An 18,865-nucleotide genomic window follows, 5' to 3' on the forward strand; every position below is an offset into this window, starting at 1 on the left:
CCCCTCGACAAGCTCCCCCTGAATCCCAACGGCAAGCTGGACCGCGCCGCCCTGCCCGCCCCGGACTCCGCCGTCAGCACCGGCGTGTACCGGGCCCCGCGCACCGCGGCCGCGGAGGCGCTGTGTGCGCTGTTCGCGGAGGTCCTCGGGGTGGAGCGGGTCGGCGCCGAGGACGACTTCTTCGTCCGGGGCGGCTCTTCGCTGCTGGTCGTGCGCCTGCTGGCCCGGGTGGAGACCGAACTCGGGGTGCGCGTGCGGGTACGGGACTTCTTCGGCAATCCCACCCCCGCCAGCCTGGCTGGGTTCATGGCGAACACCGCCGACGGCCCTCCGGCCGGCGCCCCCGCCCTGGTACCGGCCTCAGAGGCGCGCCTCGACCCCGCCCTGCGGTTCCCCAGCCCTCCGGGCTTCAGCGCACCGCCGCGGCGGGTGCTGCTCACCGGCGCCACCGGGTTCGTCGGCGCCTTCCTGCTGCGCGAACTGCTCACCCAGACCGACGCCGACATCCACTGCCTGCTCCGCACACCATCGCTGGGGGCCGGACACACCCGCCTCAACGCCGTCCTCGCCTCCTACGGCATCACCATCGACGCCGCCGCCCTGCGACGGGTGCACATCGTGCCCGGCGACCTGGCCCGGCCCCGCCTCGGCCTCGACGCGGCCCGCTGGCGGCAGCTGTGCGACAGCCTCGACACCCTCGTCCACGCGGGCGCCCACGTACACCACCTGGCCCCCTACGAACGCCTCAAAGCGGCCAACGTCGACGGCACCCGCACCCTGCTCCACCTCGCCGCCCAGGGCCGGCCCAAACGCCTCCACCACCTCTCCACCCTGGGCATCCTCGGCCCCACCAGCACCGACCAGCCACACACCGAGGACACCCCCACCACCGACGCCCAGCACCCGGCCACCGACGGCTACACCGCCAGCAAATGGGTCGCCGACCTCATGGTCCACAACGCCATCGCCCGCGGCGCGAGCGCCCGCGTCTACCGGCTCGGCCGCATCTGGGCCGACACCGAGAACGGCGCCATCAATTCCGACGACCTGTTCTGCCGCCTCCTGACCACCTGCGCCGCCCTCGGCTGCCACCCCCGCACCACCCTGCTGAGCACCGACCTGCTGCCCGCCGACACCACCGCCCGCGCCCTGATCACCCTCGCCCTCGACGGCCACCACCACACCGCCACGTACCACCTCCACCACCCGCACCCCACCAGCCCTGACACGTTCCTGCGGATCCTCGACCAGCAGCGCGCCACCCCGTCACAACCAGTAGCACTCGGCACCTGGCTGCACCGCCTCCGAGAAGCAGGCCAGGCCGGAGACGACCTGCCCTTCCTGCCCTACCTCGACGCCTTCCAGCACCTCCACGACACCCTCGAAGACACCACCGACCACCCGTCCCACCCGCCCTACCGCAACGACCACACCCTCCACACGCTCCACACGCTCCACCAACTCGGCCTCACCATCCCCGACATCACCCCCCACATGATCCGCAGCTTCTGGCACCACCTGAGAACACGCGGCCACGTCAACTGACAGCCGTGGGAGGCGGCGAGCCTAGGGGCGTGGGGTTCTGCGGAGCACGGTGCCCAGTACGCGATCGGCGGGGAAGTACCCGGCCTGCCGCGAGTCGTAGCTCACTGCCGCGTTGTCGCCCAGGAGAACGAGACTCCCCGGAGGAACGGTGCCGCCCGAAACCCGGTGCGTGCCGGCGGGCCCGACCGGCAGCACCGGGTCGCCGGGGACAGCGGCCACCCGCTTGATGAGCCAGTGCCGTGCGGAGAGGGGCGCGGGACCCGCCGTGGAACACCGGGCGAGTGCGGCCCTTCGGGGCCCCTGCGGCGGTCTTTCCACCACCACGACCTGCCCCACGGAAAGGCGGTGTCGACGCAGTACGAGTACCCGGTCCCCGTCGTGGAGGGACGGCTCCATGCTCGCGCCCCGCACCGTGACGCGGACGAGGCACCTCCGGAGCAGGGCGAAGGTGAGGAGACCGAGAGGCAGGGCGTACCCAAGGGCGCGCCGGATGTCCGGGCGGGCCGTCACGGTCGGGCCGCCTTTTGAGGCTGCGGGTGCGGGTGCGGGTGCTGGCGCGCTCATCGCACCTCCTCGGCCAGGGCGGCACGGTCCTCCACCGACTGGTAGCCGGTGGCCTGTAGGGCGAAGAGCCGCGCGTACACACCGCCGGACGCCATCAGGGAGCGGTGGTCTCCCTGTTCGACGAGGCTTCCCCCGGCAAGCACCGCGATGACGTCGGCGTCGCGTACGGAACCGAGGCGGTGCGAGATCAGCAGGCTGGTCCGGTGACCGCGGAACCGCCGCAGGGAGGTGTGGATCTCGTACTCCGCTTCCGCGTCAAGACCGGCGGACGGCTCGTCGAGGATCATCAGGTCCCGGGAGTTCCGCAGGAACGCCCGCGCCAGGGCGAGGCGTTGCCACTGGCCGCCCGAGAGCGTGACACCGACCGCGGGATCGTCGTCGTGGCCGGACTTCATCAGCCACTTCCGGGAGAGCAGGGTGTCGTAGCCGACCGGCAGCGCGGAGAGCTTCTCGTGCATGCCCGCGCGCTGGGCGGCCACCCGGATCCGCTCCGGCGCCCGCAACGCCTCGGGGTCGCCGAGGCCGATGTTCTCCGTGGCCGTCATGTCGTACGCCATGTAGTCCTGGAAGACGGCGCCGATCCGTAGGCGCAGCGTCGCCGGGTCCAGGTCGCGCAGGTCCACGCCGTCCCAGAGGATGGCGCCCCGCGTGGGGTCGTAGAACCTGCAGAGCAGTTTCACCAGGGTGGACTTGCCGGAACCGTTGAGGCCGATCAGGGCCAGTGCCTTCCCGTGCGGGAGGGAGAGGCTGACGCCGCGCAGGACCCAGGGATGGCCCTCGGAGTAGCGGAACCACACGTCGCGGAATTCGATGCCCCGCCGCAGCGGGGGCGCCGGGCGCGGCGCGGAGGGCACCGGCAGGTCGGGCCCCGCCGTGACCACCTCGCGATAGTGGTCGAACAGCGACAGGGCCTCGTGGGTGCTCGCCAGGTGCCCCGCGGCGGCGGCCAGGGAGCTCTGCACTCCGGCCACCGCCGCGACGAAGATCGTGATGTTTCCCACGGACAGCCGTCCGGCATGGGCGGCGGTGACCGCCCAGATCAGGCCGCCCCCGGAGACGAGCGCGGCGAACAGCGCGAGACCGGACTGGACGAGGACCTCGCGCCGGTCGAGCGCGCGGCGCACGGCGTTGGTGGCGCGCCGGTCCGCGAGCATCCTGCCCTGGAGAAGAGCGCCGATTCCGTACAGGCGCACCTCCTTGGCGGCTTCCACGCTGGCGAGGAGTCCGCCGTAGAAGGCCTCGCGCCGCTCCGTGGGGCCGACGTCCCAGGACATCTGGGCACGGCGCCTGGACAGGGCGATCTCCGCCGCGAGCGCCGGTGCGCCCGCCGCCAGGACAAGGCCGGTCATCACCGGGCTGAGCAGATACAGCGACCCCACGAAGCCACTGATGGTGAGGGCGGCCTGAGCGAGACTCAGGGACCCGGAGACCACCTGGCTGGGCGCCGCGACGCTGGCGTGCTGGGCCAGGCGCAGCCGGTCCAGGAAGTGAGGGCTCTCGAACCGCTCAAGACCCACGAAGGCGTTGACGGCGGTGAAGAGCCTCTCCTGCGCCAGCAGCCCCACGGCCCGGTCCAGCTCCGCCCGCACATAGCCGATGGCCTGCGGCACGAGACCGGCCGTCACTCCCACCGCGGCCAGGCCCGCGGCCAGGCCGATGAGCGCCGTCCGCGAGGTGCCGCCGTCCATCAGGCCGTCAAGGGCCAGCTTGGTCAGCCAGGCCGTCGCCACGGGGAGCGCCGCCGTGACGAGGGTGAGCAGTACGTAGGCGACCAGGCACCAGGGGGCTGCCTTGAGAGCGACGGCACTGACCAGGGCGGTGTTGCGCAAGGGCCGCAACACGCCTGGGCGCGGCGGCACCGCGGCCGCCGGGTCCGCCCCCGTCGCACGGGCGGACCGCCGGGGTCGGCTCATGCCGGCACAGCCGTCGGCCGGTCAAGCCGTACCTGATTGTCCGCCACCACCAGCTCGCCGTTCCCGTCCCTCTCGACGCTCAGGACGGTGGGGTAGGTCCGCGTCTGGAACGCGGTGCTCAACGCGCCGTCGTGGTCTTCCACCACCACCTGGGCCACCGCTCCGAGCGCGGACACGAAGTCGGCCGACTGTTCGGGGGAGCCGATCACGGCGACCAGCACCGCCGGGCGGCCACCGGGGTGCCGTCGTGCGTACTCCACGAACGCCGGGAGCTTGTCCCTGCACGGCTCGCAGCCGGGGGACAGGAACGCGACGAGCGTCCGGTCGGGCAACAGCGCGGGCACGAGCTGCTCCCCTTCGACCGTCGACGTTTCGAAGGCGTCGACACGTGTGCCCACCGCGATGCGTCCAGCGGGACGGCCGGCGTCGGCGAGCAGTCTGCTCTGCTCGCGGAGCCGCTTGATCACCCCCAAGGTGAGGAGCAGATCCACGGCACACAGTGCCCCGACGAGGATCACGGCCGCGCTCAGAACGGGCATGGCAACTCCTTGGTTCAACGAAGGCCGCGCACCACGCTTTCCGCGGGGTGGCGATCGGGCCGGAGAAGGGCGAGGACGTCGTCCAGCGAAGCGACCAGGAGGCCGACGGTCGCACCTGCCGCTACCGCGAGGACCACCGCGCCCGGATGCGGGTCCGCGGGTGCCGCGATGACCACGGCACTGACACCGGCCAGCGCGCTGAGCACGGCGTTGCGCACCATGTGCGGGACTCCCAGAGGTGTCGTGGACCGGCCGAAGCAGTGACAAGGGCTGCGCGCACCCCGGCGCAGCGCCAGGCCGATGCCGCAGGTGAGCACGGCCAGCAGTCCGGCCGCGAGGGTGAGCCCGGCCACCGCGGCCGCGGCCAGCGGCAGACAGACCAGCAGACAGGTGACGCCCTCGACGACCGTCACCAGCCACGCCGTCGGCCGGACGAGCGTCCGGGGAACGATGCGCATGTCGCCGACCGTCGCCACGAAGGCGCCCCACGCGGACCGGGTCGCGACCTTGCCGACCACCGACATCAGGAAGAGAACACCGATCATCCCGCGCACTCCGGCGGCCAGGTACTCCACTGCTCCTCCTGCGGTTCGTGGCGCCGCCCGGCCCCGGTTCGCCGAGCGGCACCGCTGGCGGGGCCGTGCGGCGGCGAGGCCGCCGCACGGCGTGGATGATCGTGCTCGCTTCGCGTCAGACGCACTGGTAGTGGCCGGGGGTGCAGTAGCCGCACCGGTCGAAGCGCCACGGGGTGGTCCCGTCGCTGCACTCGAGCCGCTGCTGCCACCACCTGTTGTCGGTGGAGCCGCAGCCGCTGGTGCCCTTCACACAGCGGATGCAGATCTTGCACTCGTTGCCGGCCGCCGAAGCCTCCAGCGCCGGGACGAGCCGGTCGAGGAGTCGGCTTCCCAGCCGCTCCAGTTGTTCGCGCATGTCACCCTCCTTGAGGTGGGACTTGTGCATGGCCTGCGCCCGTGGGTTGAGGGAGGCAGGGTCCGGCTGGGTCGCCGATGGTCGGCCTGCGGCGGGTGCCCTGCCGCCGGGTTCGTCTCGGAACAGTGGCAGTACCGCGCTGTGGCGAAGCTGAGGAATCCTGAGGGTCTTTCAGGAAGGCGTCCCTTGGCGTGCTTTGGCGTCCCCTGGCGTGCCTTGGCGTCGCTTGAGTCCTCTCTCAGCGTGGCTTCAGGTGGTTTCCCCGATACTGAGCGCATGCGGATACTGGTCGCGGAGGACGATCCACGGCTGCTGGAGTTGCTCCGGCGCGGTCTGCGGGGTGAGGGCTTCGTCGTCGACTGCACCGAGAACGGGGCACGGGCCCTGGAACTCGTGCAGGAGAACGACTACGACGTGGTCGTCCTGGACATCATGCTGCCGGGGATGAACGGGCTGCGGGTCTGCGCGCGGATGCGGGAGGCCGCGATCTGGGTCCCGGTGCTGATGCTCACCGCCCGGGACGGGGAGTACGACGAGGCGGAGGGGCTCGACACCGGGGCGGACGACTACGTCACCAAGCCGTTCTCGTACGTGGCCTTGGTGGCGCGGCTGCGCGCCTTGGTGCGTCGGGGGCAGCGGGAGCGGCCGGTGGCCATCGAAGTGGGGGACTTGCGGGTGGACCCGGCCGCCCGCCGCTGTCACCGCGGGCAGGTCCCGGTCCCGCTCACCATGCGGGAGTTCGCCGTGCTGTGGTACCTGGCCAGCCGCCGCGGGGAAGTGGTGTCCAAGACCGAGGTCCTGGAACACGTATGGGGCAGCTTCGACGGAGATGTCAACGTCGTGGAGGTGTATGTCAGCTCCCTGCGCCGCAAGATGGACGCCCCGTTCCGGCGGCGTACGATCCACACCGTCCGCGGCGCCGGATACCGGCTCGAAGCCGAACCGGCTGAACCGGCCGAACCAGTCGTCCCATGAGGCGTCTTGGCCGGATCCGGGTCCTGCCGACGCTCAGCATGCGGGCCAAGGCGGCGCTGCTGTCCGCCCTGCTCGTGTCGCTCCCGCTCGCGGCCGGTGCTTTCCTGGCCACGGACTTCTGGCGCCGCTACCTCCTTGAGCAGGCCATGGAATCGACCGTTCTCCGGGCCGATGTCACCACCACCTTCGCCCGGGGCGTCCAGTCGAACGCGGCCAATCTGCCCGCGGGGATACGGCAGTACTGCGTCCCTGGGAAACCAGAGACGCGCCGGACGGGCGACGGCCTCGTCCACAGCGTCATCGAGGACGGCTCCACGGATCAGGGCGCGTTGTCTCTCTGGCTGTGGCCGGAGCTGCGTGACGGGGTCGGCGAGCACCGGAGCCTGCGCCTCGTCTACCCGGAGGATCCCCTTCCCTCGCCCCACCGGCTCGTCACCGTGAACGACCTGAAGAAGGAGCAGGCCGAGCTGGACGCCATGGCGCGCTGGAGCGTCGCCGTCGCGGCGGGCCTTGTCCTGCTCACCGCCGCGGGCGCCTGGTGCGTCGCCGGACGCACCCTGCGGCCCATGGAGGCCATCCGGCGGCAGTTCACGGAGCTGAGCACCCACCGCCTCGACCAGCGCGTCCCCGTACCGCGGCGGAACAACGAGATCAGCCGACTGGCCGTGACCATGAACAACACGCTGGAGCGGCTGCAGAGTTCAGTGGAACAGCAGCGACGCTTCACCGCGAACGCCTCCCACGAACTGCGCACCCCCCTCGCGGCCCTGCGGGCAGAACTGGAGATCTCCCTGGCCCAGCCCCAGAGCGCCGACTGGCCGCGGGTCGTCGAACGAGCGCTGGGAGACGCGCACCGCCTGCAGCAGCTCATGGACGACCTGCTGATGCTCGCGCGCCTTGATCCGCGCGCGACGCTGTACGACTCCGGGCAGCCGCTGGACCTGGCACTTCTGGTACGGCAGGAATGCGCCCGCCGCAGCCTTCCCCGCCACCTCACCCTGACGGCCACCGGAGGCCAGGGCCCCGTGCCGGTCCGGGGGCACGCCTCTCTGCTGGCGCGGGTCCTTGGCAACCTGCTCGACAACGCCGAGCGCTATGCCGCCGCGCACATCATCGTGTCCCTCACCCACGACGCGGGTGCGGGAACGGTCCTGCTGGACGTCGGTGACGACGGGCCCGGCATCCCGGCCGAGGACCGGGCCCGCGTCCTTGGCTACTTCACGCGCCTCGACGAAGCACGCAGCCACCACACCGGCGGCGCCGGCCTCGGCCTGGCCATCGCCCAACACGTCGCCACCCTCCACCACGGCACACTCACCATCGGCGACAGCGACCACGGCACCCGCGTCCTCCTCACCCTCCCCACATCCGGCATGAGAGAGGGCTGAGCCGGGCTCAGGCACTGCCGGGGGCTTGGTCAGTGATCGGCACTGGTCACCCACCCGCACAGGGACCACACCGACGCGCCCGCGCCCGCGGACGTCCTGGCTCCGGGGCGCCGGTGCCGCGACCGGCGCCCGGTCACGGTGACGACGTGGACAAGGTGACGACGCTCCTGGCCGAGCGCGAGTTGGCCCAGCACCAGCTGGCCGCCGAGACCGTGGAGGCCTGGTCCACCCGCGACGTCGGGCCGTTCCGCGTCACCGCGGTTCCCGCCGTCGACGGTCTCGGCGATCCGCAGGTGAACTGGGTGGTGCAGGCCGACGGGCAGAGCGTCTTCCACGGCGGCGACACGATGTTCCACGGCTACTGGTGGCTCGTCGCGCGCCGGTTCAGCCCCTTCGACGCGGTGTTCCCGCCCGCCAACGGCGCGGTGGTCGACGCGCCGCACCTGCGGCCGCCGAGCCCGCTGCCCGCCGCGATGGACCCGAGGCAGGCCGCCCCCCCCGGTACGCGGTGCCCATGCACTACGAGACGGAGCAGCCGGACAAGATCGCGGGCTACGTCGAGGTCACTGACCCGGAGAGCGAGTTCCGCGCGCACGCGTGCTGGCCGTCGGGGAATGGCTCGACCTGGCCACATGAGCGGGAAGCCCGCCGCGCCAACGGACCCGGATGCGGCCGCGAGGGCGCGACCTTAGCATCGCCGTGTACGCCCCGAGGCCAGGGAGCCCACGCCCATGGAACCGTCGACGCCATCCGCCGGACCCGCGGCACGAGGAACCGGGCACGCCGGGTCCGGCCTGGGCGCCGCCGAGCGGGCCGAGGCGGAGACCGCCCCCGAGCGGAGGCCCACCGAGGCCGAGATGCTGGCGTCGGCACTCGTAGCGGGCCCGTGAACCAGGAACCGCCGACGGCACCCCACGCGCCGTCACCCGGGGCCGCCTGGTGGCGAACGGCGTGGCACGCCACCCTGCCCGGAGCCTGGGGCGCACTGCTCCTGGGGTGTCTCTCCTTCACCCCCTCGCTCCTCCCGCGCGGCGGAGTCCTGCAAGGGGTGATCACCGGGATCCTCGCGTCGATCGGGTACGGGCTCGGGGTGACCGCCGCGTGGATCTGGCGGGCCTTCGCCGATCGCCAGGACCCGCTCCCCGCGCGGCGCGGGTCCTGGCGGGCGTTCCTCGTCGCGGGGCCCGTCCTGCTCGGCGGCGCGTTCGCGCTCGGCCAGTACTGGCAGCACCGGATCCGCCGGTTGCTGGACGTGACGGACTACAGCCCGCTCCAGACGATCCTCTTGCCCTTGGTCGCGTTCGTGTTCTTCTGGATCATCCTGATGGCCGCCAGGGGAGTGCGTCGGGCCTACCGCTGGGTGGCTCGCCTCCTTCGGCGGTGGATCGGGGAGCGGGCGGCGAAGGCGGTCGGTGTGATCCTCGTGGCCGTCGCGTCCGTCCTCGTCCTCAGCGGTCTGCTCATCGACGGTGTGGTCGCCGCGGCGAACCAGGCCTTCTCGCTGCGCGACACGCAGACCGAGGAAGGGGTACGCCGACCGGTGTCCGGCCTGCGCTCGGGCGGCCCCGGTTCGGTCGTGCCGTGGGACTCGCTGGGCAGGAACGGGCGCACGTTCACGGCCGGAGGCCCTTCGGCCGTCGAGATCGAGCGGTTCACCCGCCGGCCCGCACGAGAGCCCGTCCGCTCCTACGCCGGGCTCGAGACCGCGGACGACACCGAGTCCCGGGCCGCCCGGGCGGTCGCCGACCTGCGCCGCGCCGGGGGATTCCAGCGCCACAGCCTCCTCGTCATGACGACGACCGGCAGCGGCTGGGTCGATCCCGCCGCGGTGGACAGCTTCGAGTACCTCACCGGCGGCGACTGCGCGAGCGTGGCGCTCCAGTACTCCTACCTGCCGTCGTGGATGTCGTACCTCGTCGACCAGTCCAAGGCCCGCGAGGCGGGCCGCGAGCTCTTCGACGCCGTCTACGACGCCTGGTCGAAACTGCCCCCCGACGCCCGCCCACGGCTGTACGTGGCGGGCGAGAGCCTCGGGTCCTTCGGCGCCGAGACCGCGTTCAGCGGGGAGTACGACCTGCGCAACCGCACCGCGGGCGCGCTCTTCGCGGGCCCGCCCCACTTCAACACGCTCTTCCGGCGGTTCAGCGACGAGCGGGAGGCGGGCAGCCCCGAGATCCGCCCCGTCTACGAGCGGGGGCGCACCGTCCGCTTCGCCACCGACCCGGAAGCCGACATCCCGCCGCCGGACGCGCCGTGGGCGGGTCCGCGCGTGCTGTACCTCCTGCACGCCTCCGACCCGATCGTCTGGTGGGGCCCGCACCTGATGTACGACGAGCCGGACTGGATCGGCGAAGCGCCCGGCGACGATGTCCTCGAAACCATGTTCTGGGTCCCGTTCGTGACGTTCTGGCAGGTCACGGCCGACCTCCCGTTCGCCACCGGGGTGCCCGACGGGCACGGCCACACCTACCGGGCCGGGTACGTGGACGGCTGGCACGCCGTCCTGCGGCCCTCCGGCGTCACCGACCGGGACCTGGCCCGCCTCCGGGACATCGTGACGCGAGGGTGAACGGGCTGGCGGGCACCGCGACCGGGCGTCCCGCCACAGCCAACCGCGCCCGCCTGCCCCTGCCGATCCCCGGGCGCTACGAAGTGGTGCAACTGGCAGGGCGCGGGTTCAGCCGACGGTGCTGGCCGAGAAGGATGACGTCCGAGTAGAGGTTCGAGTAGCCCATGCCGAGGGCGACGATGTCAGGGGACATCAGCGCCCGGTAGAAGGAGTTGGTCGGCGCGTTGTCGGTGGCCATGTCCGCGAAGTAGCCGTTGTGCTTGTAGCCGTTGAACATGAACTCCGCGATGTTCGAGGAGTAGAGGGCGGCGTCGTTGAGGCGGTCGCGCAGGGTGCGACCGTCACTCCCCACACTGGTGAGCCTCTTCATCCTGAACATGTCCTCGGCATGGCGGTTGGCCACACCCGAAGCCCGGTCGGAGATGGCGAGGGGGGCCAGGCCGTTCACCGCGCGTTCCTTGTTCACCTCACACACGATGAAATCCACGTCCGGGAAGTCCCCGGCCTTCTCCACCGCGGCCGTGTCGGCCGCCGCGGCCGACACGGTGGTCGCGGGTGCGGCGGTAGCGAGCGGAGCGATGGAGGCGAGCACGGTCGTCAGGGCACACGCGGCGAGGGCGACGCGCGCGGCGTGTCGCCCGTGGAGCGAAGGTGTCATATCCCGCCAACGGCAGGGATGTCACAAGGTTGCTCCGAGTCACCCGTCGAGCCGAACCGAGCCCGCGCCGACTGCCGCGCAGGCCGGTGTCCACCCGTAGCGGCGCGAGCACGTCGCGCACGTATGCCTCCCGATTGGTGACGGAAGCGGCAATCCGCCGCCCGCCGAGCCCAGCCAGGTGCCGCCGCGCTCTTTCCACTTCCACCTTCTTCTCCGGATGTCCGGCAGCATGGTGACGGGGACTTGATCGCCTGCGGGTAGGTTCGGGTCATGACTGACGGCTGGCGGACGGACCGGATCGGGGCTGCTCTGCGGGGTGAGAACCCCACGGTGCTGCGGCGGCTGGAGTCCGGCTTCGCGGTGATCGGCGACGTTCAGTTCCTGCCTGGGTACCGGTTCGAGTGGGAACCGGCCGACTTGGTGGGCGAGCCGGTGTGGGGCTATCCGCGGGATCGGTGGAGTGAGGAGCGGTTCAGGCTCGGCCCGCAGCACGATGTGCTGCGAGATGCCATCGGCGGCGAACTGGACCGGTTGCGTGCGAGGATCTCAGGGCAGTGAGGCCGGTGCGGCGGGATGATGCGTGACGGGTAGTGGGCCATGCGGAGCCCGGCGCGGTGGGGCGAGGCAGGGGGCGGGTTCCCGGGGCCGCCGGAAGCACGCCGTAGAGGTGGCGCAAGTCCGGCCCCGAAGACACCTGGTGCCGCCGCCACGGCATCACGCAAGCTGGCCCGCATGGTTTGGTTACCCCTGCTCTCTACCCTGGCCGGTGCCGCGATCGGCATCGTCGCCCCGCTCATCGCGGACCGAAACCGGTGGAAGCGCGAAGCCGCCCAAGAAGCCCTTCGGCTGCGGCTCGACATCTACACGCAGTACACCACCACCGTGAAGACCCTCGGTGAGACCCTGCGGGCCTTGGCCGGGCGCGAGCACCCTTCCCGCGACGAGCGCGCGCTCGCCCTGCGCGAAGCCTTCCGGGAATCGGGCATCGCCAGCGCTTCCGAGAGGATGTGGCTCATCGCGCCGGAGCCCGTCGTCGCGGCCTCCGACGGTGTGTTCCACTGCCTGCGACGCATCCGCGACAGCTACATCGACGGCACTGCTGTCAGCAGCCCGGAGGACCACGCGCTCTGGGAGGCGCGCGCCCGAGCAGCCGCCGAGATGCGCGAGCTGATGCGCGCGGACCTCGGCGTTGCCCCACTCGCCGAACGCCCGAGCACCTAGGCCTGTTCGGGCGGCTCACGGACGGTGCGTCAGCTGGCTGGTACGGGGCACGCCGTGACGAGCGGGCCCGCCGCCGGCGCCGGGTGCGGCGGGCGGCGGGCCCGGCCTTCTTCATGCGGCCGATGAGCACCTTCCGGGTTCCCAGGTCGAGCTTCTCGGCGAGGCCGTCGCCGTTGTCGGGGACGTTGCGGGGGCTCACGCCGTGCCAGGCGCCCTTGCTGTAGATGCTGACGCCGAGTTTGGACGGGACACACCACAGGGCGTGCGGTGTGATGTCCCGGCCGGGCTGCCGCCCGGCGCGGGGTCAGGCCCGGTCTTGCTGGAAGGCCCAGAAGGCGTCGTCGGAGCCGCGGTGCGCGACCAGGACGCGGTTGTCGTGGAACCTGGCCGGGACGGGCAGTCCGGGGAGGTTGCCGCCGATGCGGTCGACCTGGGTGAAGGTGTCCTCGTTGGGCCGCTGCTGCTCGGTGACGTAGAGAGCGCGGTCGTTGGCGATGACGAAGACCTCCAGGCGGCCGTCCATCGCGAGGATCGCGGTCGGCGTCTCGACGATCTTCCCCGACAGCGGCTGCGGCGACTGCCAGGTGCTGTATCCGGCCTGCTGGGCCGCGTGATAGCCGGTGGTGCCCGCGCGCCAGAACACCCGGACGCGCTGGTCCGCGTCGGTGACGGCGAACGGACTCCCGGTGATCCCGGCGTTGCGCGCCGAGACGATGAAGTACGAGGTCCAGCTGGTGGTGGCGTCGGCGGCCTTCTGCGCGATGCCCCACACCTCGTCGGCGTGCCCGTGGACGAAGACCTCCAGGCGTCCCTCGCCGTTGCGGGCCACGGTGGGGGCCAGCTTGTTGTGGGCGCCAGTGCCCCCGCCGAGACTGTCGGGCTGGTTGAAGCCCGCGTAGTCCACCTGGAGTTGGTCGACGTGCCACAGGGTGGCGTCGGTGCCGTTGTAGAAGACGGAGATCCGCCCGTCCGCGTTCAGCGCGGCCGCCGGGTCGCTGGCCGCTCCTGAGGCGATCCTCTCGGGGGCGGCCCAGCCGCCGTTGATGACCTGCTGGCGCAGGTGCCAGATGCTGTTGTCCGGGCCGCGCCAGAAGACGTGCACGCGCCCGCTGGGGCCGCGCAGAGCGACGGGGCTGCCGTCGACCGTGCCCGCCGTGTTGGGGTACGGATACCAGTCCTTCGACCAAGTCCAGTCCGCGACCTGCCACTTGGTGTAGAGGTCGCTGCCGCCGCCCCGGACGAAGACCTGAAGGCGGTCGTCGGCGTTGGGCGCCACGGCGGGGTCGTCGACGATGCCTCCGCCGAGGCCGAAGCCGTCCTTCCAGGCATAGCCAGGCGTTGTCGAAGGTGCCACGGGAACCTCCCTGCTCGATGCGGGATGGAACGTGCCGCCCAGGACAGTAGCCACCGCGCCTCGCCTATGGATCCCCGTGCGCCCGAGAATGTCTGAGAAGTGCTTTCAGTCCGGAAAGGGACTCTTGCGCCCCGTGTGCGGGCGCGGCCCGCGAGGATCGCGTCCGGCCACGGGAGGCGAGCCTGCGGTGAGCGCCATGGCGACGACCGGGGCGCGGACGTGCCGCGTCCTCGGCCTGTCACATTCTCGGGCGCTGGCGCGTCAGACCCATGACGGCGACGCCAGCGACGCTGGCGGGCCGTCACCGCAAGCACCTGATCCTCCGGACCCGTACCGGTCCGGCTGTCCCTGAGGAGTCCCCATGTCCGCCACCGCTGTCGTCGTCACCGTGCTCACCGCCGCCTGGGTCGGCTTCTCCGGCTTCTCGCTGCTGCGCAAGGCCGCGTTCGTCACGGAGCCGCTGGCCCAGTACGGCGTTCCGCGGTCGTGGTGGACCCTGCTCGGCCTGGCCAAGGCCGCCGGAGCGGTCGGTCTCCTCGTCGGCCTGGCGGTGCCCGCGATCGGCGTGGCGGCCGGGATCGGCCTGGTGCTGTACTTCGGCGGCGCGGTCATCACGGTGCTGCGGGCCCGCTCGTACAAGACCGTCGCCTTCCCGGTGCTGTACCTGGCGCCGGTCGTGGCCACCCTCGCGCTCGGCTACGCCGCCTGAGCACGGGTCAAGCCTCGCCGCGCTCGGCTGTGTGGCTGCCGAGCGCGACGAGGCCGGACAAGGTTCAGCGGGATACACCCCCGTGCCACCCCGCTGAGCGCTGCCGCTTCAGGCTCGGATCAGTTCGGTGGGGCGTAGGTCCCCACCTTCATGTGGGCGCCCCGTGTCAGCGTGCCGGAGCCGTGGTCGACGTTGCGTAGTCCCACCCCGAGCAGGTCACCGCCGGGGAGGCCGCTTGGGTCGGCGTTGCCGCCAGGGCGCTCAGGCCGGAGGCCAGACTGCCCACGGCGGCCGGGGCCGCGGCGTTCCGCTTGAGTCGTGTCATGGAGGGGATCCTTCCGGGTCGCGTCCGCCGAGTGGATCCCGGCAGACTCTGGAGGGGAGCCGAAGGAGGAGGTTCATCCGGCTACGCGGTCGTACACGTAGCGGAACCACTTCATCCGGCGGTCGGCGCCCCGCGGTCGGCGCGATGTTCCGTTCAGCAGGCCGTGGTCGGCGGCACGGCATCGAGTTCAGCGGCCGTCGCGTTGTTGCACAGCCCCCTTCCGTGGTGTGAATCAAGCCGGGCTGTGGCCGAAAGGGCCCAGCGTCTGGCCGGGCCGCTGATTGTTGCCGCGCGAGGGGCGTTCATAGGCTGTCGCTGATCAGCGTGTGGGTGTCGGGGGGCGGTATGGGGCGCAAGGAGAAGCCGGTTGATCCCTCAGTGGGGCCGGTCGAGCGCTTCGCGTTCGCGTTGCGCGCGTTGCGCCAGGAGGCGGGCGGGATCCCGTACCGGGACATGGCGCTCAAGGCCGGGTTCTCCGCGGCGATGCTGTCGCGGGCCGCGTCGGGGCAGAAGCTGCCGTCCTTGCCGCTGGCCCTGGCGTACGTCCGCGCGTTGGGCGGCGACGAGCGGGAGTGGGAGCAGCGCTGGCAGACCGCCGCCGGGGAGCAGGCCGCGCAGGCGCCCGACCCGCGCGGCGACGACTCGCGGGCGCCCTATCGCGGGCTGTCCCGGTACGACGTGGACGACGCGGAATTGTTCTTCGGACGCGAAGCGCTGACCGGGCATCTGATGGCCAAGGCGGCGAAGCATCGCCTCATGGTGGTGGTGGGCCCCTCCGGCAGCGGCAAGTCGTCGCTGTTGCGGGCCGGGCTCATCCCACGGCTGCGCGATGGCGAAGGCGGGACGCGCCCGGCGGCCATCCGGATCCTCACGCCGGGCGCGTCCCCGGCCCGCACCCATGCGAAGGCTTGCGTTCCGGCCTCCGGCGAGGGCGACACCTGGCTGGTCGTCGACCAGCTCGAGGAGGTCTTCACGCTCTGCCAGGACGCGCGGGAGCGAGCCGCCTTCTTGGATCTGCTGCTGACGGCGACCGAGCCCGACAGCCGGTTGCGCGTCGTCCTCGGCGTACGTGCCGACTTCTACGCGCACTGCCTGGCACACCCCGACCTTGCCACGGCCATACGGGAGTCGAGCCTTCCGGTCGGGCCCATGGGCCCTGGCGAACTGCGCGCGGCGATCGTCAAGCCCGCCCAGGGGGAGGGCTTGATCGTGGAACGCGTTCTGACCGCCCGCCTCATCGCGGAGGTCGAGGGCGAGCCCGGGAGCCTGCCGCTGCTCTCGCACGCCCTGCTGGAAACCTGGCGCCGCCGCCACGGCCGTACCCTGACGGTGGAGGCGTACGAACAATCGGGCGGCATCCGGGGCGCCATCGCCCAGACGGCCGAGGACCTGTACACGCGGATGACCTCCGACCAGGCCGCGCACGCGCGCCGCGTCCTCTTGCGGCTGATCGCCCCCGGCGATGGCACCCAGGACACCCGACGCCCCGTCGACCGCGCGGAGCTTGACCTCACCGGCCCCGATGGTGCCGCCCTCGTGCTGGCCGACCTCGCGGCCGCGCGGCTGATCACCCTCGACGGCGACACCGTCGACCTGGCGCACGAGGCGCTCATCACCGCATGGCCCAGGCTGCGGGGCTGGATCGAGGAGGAACGCGAGCGGCTGCGGACCCAACGGCGCCTGACCGAAGCGGCGCGCGCCTGGGACGAGTCGGCGCGGGACCCGGGCGCCCTGTACCGCGGCACGCGCCTGGCCGCGGCGGCGGAACTCCTGGCCGACCCGGACCAACTCACCGGACTAGAGCGATCGTTCGTGACCGTCAGCCGTAGCGCCCACACCCGCGAACACCGTCGGCGCCGTCGGCTGCTCAGCGCCCTGGCCACCCTGCTGGTCCTGGCCCTGGCGGCCGGTGCCATCGCCTGGCAGCAGAACCGCGTCAGCGGCCGTCAGCACCGGGAAGCGGAGGCCCGCCGCATCGCCGCCGTCGCCACCAGCATGCGTGCCTCCGACCCCGTCAAGGCCATGCGGCTGAGCGTGGCCGCCTGGAAACTCGCGGACACCAGGGAGACTCGGGCCGCGCTCTTGGGGGCCATGGCGCAGAAGGAGCAGGATGTGTTCCGCATCCCGCCGCCCGGCCCCGTGCGGCCGGACCACCATCTGACCGCGGCCGGTCGTCGGCTCGTGTCCGTCGCGAGCGGGCGGATCCGGGTGTGGGATGTCGCTACTGGCCGCCTGGCCCACACCTATCGCGGCATGGGGAAACAGGGCACGCTCGACGAAGGACGTCTCAGCGCTGACGGCCGCACCCTGGCCATGAGCGTCGGGGACGGTGTGCGGCTGTGGGATGTCCGAGCCGGACGCGTCAGGGGCACTCTGCCCGGCGTCGAGCCGTCGACGTGGGACTTCAGCCCGTCCGGACACCTACTGGTGACTGCCGACGGCGCCACCGCGGGCGCGGTGGCCGCCGATGCGAGCGGGACAGAGCCCGAAGGGACGGCTGGCGACGCCGTCACGCGGGTGTGGGACGTCCGCAGCCGCCGTACGCTCCTGCGCCTGACCGACCGTGACGGCCAAGCGCCTCTGCTGAACATGGCCCTCAGCCCGGACGACAGCCGACTGGCCATCTGCCGGGAGCAACGCCAACCAGAGATGTGGGACATCCGCACGCAGCGCAGGCTCCGTATGAGAATCAAGGCCACGTGCGGTGACGGACACGTCGCGTTCACCCCCGACGGCCGCAAGATGATCTTGTCCACACGCGCCGGCGTTCGGCTGTGGGACCTGGCCTCCGGCAGACCGCTCGCCCGGATCAAGACCCCTCTCACCAAGGCCCTGCGCATCAGCGTGGACGGCGAGTTCGTCGCTACCGTGGCCGACGACGAGATCCGCTTGTGGCGCTTCTCGGCACCCGGCACCCCGGTCTTCCGCTATCCACTGGTCAACGAACAGCCCAGGCAACTGACGCTCGACATCGCGAGCCGCTCCATCCGGTACGTCGACGGTGGGGGGACCCTCGTCCGTACGCTCAGCCTGGGGCAGGCGGTCAGTGGTGATTGGCGGCAACGGCCGCTCATGAAAGCCCGGTTGAGCCCGGATGGACGCACCCTGGCCGCCGTCCGGAAACACGGCGGCACTCTGGTCCTCGACTTGGCCGACGTGCGCTCTGGTCGCAGCCGCGGCCCAGGCATCGGCAACCCTTGCCCGAAACGGTCCTCAGACTGCCACGACCATGTCGTGTTCAGCCAGGACAGCCGCTATGCCGCCCACCTCCAGCTCCCGGAGGAGCCGCTGGGTTCTGACGTTCCGCCCGCACGGATCACCGTCGGGGACGCCCGGACGGGCCGCGCGCAGGCCCGTCTGAACGTACCCGCTGAGGATCTGAGCTGGATGACGTTCTCCGCCGACAGCCGCACCTTGATCGTATTTCGCACTCGCGCGGAGCCCTCCCTGGAGTTCTGGGACATCGGGACGGGGAAGCGGCTGAAGACGCTCACGCTGTCAGGCGACTACTCCGACAGTCGGCTCACGGCGCGAGGCGACGGGAAGAAGCTGATATCCGAGGGAGGCGACATCGTTGAACTGCCCTCGGGGCGAGTGACACGACAGGACCTGGCCGCCAACGAGTCGGCCGCGCTCGCCTTCAGCCCCGACGGAACCTTCCTGGCCGTGGGTGATGTGAGGGGCGGCGTCACCTTGTGGGACAGCGACGCACGCAAGCAGCTCGGCGTACTGCCCGGCCTCTCCTCCACGCCCAGGAACGGCAGCCACGAAACGCTGACCGCCCTGGCCTTCTCCGCCGACAGCCAGCTGCTCGCGGTCGCCGGTGACGCCGGCACCCTCCACCTCTGGGACGTACCGTCACGGCAGCTGCTCGGCACCTCCCTTCCCACCCCCGGTGACGGCATCACCTCCTTGGCCTTCACCCCTGACGGCCACACGCTGTACGCCACCGGACGGCATGTGCGCCTCCAACGGCACGACATCAACCCCGAGACCGTGGCCAAGACGGTGTGCCGACGTGCCGGATCCGGCCTGTCTCGGGCTGACTGGGCCACCTATCTGCAAGACGTCCGTTACCGCGACACCTGCTGAACCGCCGCTAGCGCCCCGGCAACCGTCCGCTGATCACTCGCCGCGAACACCGGGCCCGCGCGGGGCTGCGGTGGAGGGGCTCA

The 18,865-nt window shown here is 71.8% G+C and carries 18 protein-coding genes (1 of these 18 only partly in view); 9 read left to right on the top strand and 9 right to left on the bottom strand.

From position 1 onward, the window contains the following. Nucleotides 1–1,545: the 3' end of a non-ribosomal peptide synthase/polyketide synthase gene (locus AC07A4_RS17745; RefSeq protein WP_478599211.1), read on the top strand. Its footprint begins 26,073 nt before the window's first position; the window shows 1,545 of its 27,618 coding nt (coding positions 26,074–27,618); the start codon falls outside the window, past its left edge; the stop codon is at nt 1,543–1,545. A gap of 21 nt (nt 1,546–1,566) precedes the next feature. On the opposite strand, the gene AC07A4_RS17750 is transcribed toward AC07A4_RS17745, so the two are convergent. The 5 genes from AC07A4_RS17750 to AC07A4_RS17770 all read right to left on the bottom strand — a co-directional run bounded on the left by AC07A4_RS17750 (nt 1,567) and on the right by AC07A4_RS17770 (nt 5,491). Beyond that, nucleotides 1,567–2,109 carry a S26 family signal peptidase gene (locus tag AC07A4_RS17750; RefSeq protein WP_478599214.1) on the bottom strand — a complete coding sequence of 181 codons (543 nt, stop codon included), beginning with the start codon at nt 2,107–2,109 and terminating at the stop codon, nt 1,567–1,569. Further along, nucleotides 2,106–3,938 (bottom strand): ABC transporter ATP-binding protein, encoded by a 1,833-nt coding sequence (locus AC07A4_RS17755; protein WP_478599217.1) that lies wholly within the window; start codon nt 3,936–3,938, stop codon nt 2,106–2,108. Before AC07A4_RS17755 ends, AC07A4_RS17750 begins: the two co-directional genes overlap by 4 nt. Before the next feature lie 80 nt (nt 3,939–4,018). Then, nucleotides 4,019–4,561: a TlpA family protein disulfide reductase gene (locus tag AC07A4_RS17760; RefSeq protein ID WP_478599220.1), complete on the bottom strand. Its 543-nt coding sequence runs from the start codon at nt 4,559–4,561 to the stop codon at nt 4,019–4,021. A 14-nt stretch (nt 4,562–4,575) separates the two neighbouring features. Continuing rightward, entirely contained in the window at nt 4,576–5,136 is a 561-nt protein-coding gene (locus tag AC07A4_RS17765; protein ID WP_478599223.1) for a MauE/DoxX family redox-associated membrane protein, read from the bottom strand. Between the two features lie 115 nt (nt 5,137–5,251). Then, nucleotides 5,252–5,491 (bottom strand): hypothetical protein, encoded by a 240-nt coding sequence (locus AC07A4_RS17770; protein WP_478599226.1) that lies wholly within the window; start codon nt 5,489–5,491, stop codon nt 5,252–5,254. Nucleotides 5,492–5,767: 276 nt separating this feature from the next. Here AC07A4_RS17770 and AC07A4_RS17775 point away from each other — a divergent pair, with 276 nt between their 5' ends. Together AC07A4_RS17775 and AC07A4_RS17780 are read left to right on the top strand one after the other, a co-directional pair. Beyond that, nucleotides 5,768–6,466: a response regulator transcription factor gene (locus AC07A4_RS17775; RefSeq protein ID WP_478599229.1), complete on the top strand. Its 699-nt coding sequence runs from the start codon at nt 5,768–5,770 to the stop codon at nt 6,464–6,466. Then, nucleotides 6,463–7,854 carry a sensor histidine kinase gene (locus tag AC07A4_RS17780; RefSeq protein ID WP_478599232.1) on the top strand — a complete coding sequence of 464 codons (1,392 nt, stop codon included), beginning with the start codon at nt 6,463–6,465 and terminating at the stop codon, nt 7,852–7,854. Before AC07A4_RS17775 ends, AC07A4_RS17780 begins: the two co-directional genes overlap by 4 nt. Nucleotides 7,855–7,883: 29 nt before the next feature. Here AC07A4_RS17780 and AC07A4_RS17785 read toward each other — a convergent pair whose 3' ends face one another. Next, nucleotides 7,884–8,189: a hypothetical protein gene (locus tag AC07A4_RS17785; RefSeq protein ID WP_478599235.1), complete on the bottom strand. Its 306-nt coding sequence runs from the start codon at nt 8,187–8,189 to the stop codon at nt 7,884–7,886. A 396-nt stretch (nt 8,190–8,585) separates the two neighbouring features. On the opposite strand from AC07A4_RS17785, the gene AC07A4_RS17790 reads away from it, so the two are divergent. Then, nucleotides 8,586–8,744 carry a hypothetical protein gene (locus tag AC07A4_RS17790; RefSeq protein ID WP_478599238.1) on the top strand — a complete coding sequence of 53 codons (159 nt, stop codon included), beginning with the start codon at nt 8,586–8,588 and terminating at the stop codon, nt 8,742–8,744. 158 nt (nt 8,745–8,902) lie between these two features. Beyond that, nucleotides 8,903–10,423 (top strand): alpha/beta hydrolase, encoded by a 1,521-nt coding sequence (locus tag AC07A4_RS17795; protein WP_478599241.1) that lies wholly within the window; start codon nt 8,903–8,905, stop codon nt 10,421–10,423. Between the two features lie 76 nt (nt 10,424–10,499). Here the strand turns inward: AC07A4_RS17795 and AC07A4_RS17800 are convergent, their stop codons facing one another. Beyond that, nucleotides 10,500–11,081 carry a CAP domain-containing protein gene (locus tag AC07A4_RS17800; protein ID WP_478599244.1) on the bottom strand — a complete coding sequence of 194 codons (582 nt, stop codon included), beginning with the start codon at nt 11,079–11,081 and terminating at the stop codon, nt 10,500–10,502. Between the two features lie 270 nt (nt 11,082–11,351). Here AC07A4_RS17800 and AC07A4_RS17805 point away from each other — a divergent pair, with 270 nt between their 5' ends. After that, nucleotides 11,352–11,639, top strand: coding sequence for a hypothetical protein (locus AC07A4_RS17805; protein ID WP_478599246.1), 288 nt, complete (start codon nt 11,352–11,354; stop codon nt 11,637–11,639). 174 nt (nt 11,640–11,813) lie between these two features. After that, nucleotides 11,814–12,302, top strand: a complete 489-nt coding sequence (locus AC07A4_RS17810) for a hypothetical protein (RefSeq protein WP_478599249.1) — start codon at nt 11,814–11,816, stop codon at nt 12,300–12,302. Nucleotides 12,303–12,606: 304 nt separating this feature from the next. Here AC07A4_RS17810 and AC07A4_RS17815 read toward each other — a convergent pair whose 3' ends face one another. After that, complete coding sequence (locus AC07A4_RS17815) at nt 12,607–13,656, bottom strand: PLL family lectin (protein ID WP_478599252.1); 1,050 nt, start codon at nt 13,654–13,656, stop codon at nt 12,607–12,609. Nucleotides 13,657–14,017: 361 nt separating this feature from the next. On the opposite strand from AC07A4_RS17815, the gene AC07A4_RS17820 reads away from it, so the two are divergent. Continuing rightward, nucleotides 14,018–14,365 carry a DoxX family protein gene (locus tag AC07A4_RS17820; RefSeq protein WP_478599255.1) on the top strand — a complete coding sequence of 116 codons (348 nt, stop codon included), beginning with the start codon at nt 14,018–14,020 and terminating at the stop codon, nt 14,363–14,365. Nucleotides 14,366–14,531: 166 nt separating this feature from the next. On the opposite strand, the gene AC07A4_RS17825 is transcribed toward AC07A4_RS17820, so the two are convergent. Next, complete coding sequence (locus AC07A4_RS17825; protein ID WP_478599258.1) at nt 14,532–14,690, bottom strand: hypothetical protein; 159 nt, start codon at nt 14,688–14,690, stop codon at nt 14,532–14,534. 345 nt (nt 14,691–15,035) lie between these two features. Here AC07A4_RS17825 and AC07A4_RS17830 point away from each other — a divergent pair, with 345 nt between their 5' ends. After that, nucleotides 15,036–18,782 carry an nSTAND1 domain-containing NTPase gene (locus AC07A4_RS17830; RefSeq protein ID WP_478599261.1) on the top strand — a complete coding sequence of 1,249 codons (3,747 nt, stop codon included), beginning with the start codon at nt 15,036–15,038 and terminating at the stop codon, nt 18,780–18,782. Nucleotides 18,783–18,865: the final 83 nt, after the last annotated feature.

The sequence above is a fragment of the Streptomyces sp. NPDC043996 genome (assembly GCF_056435225.1).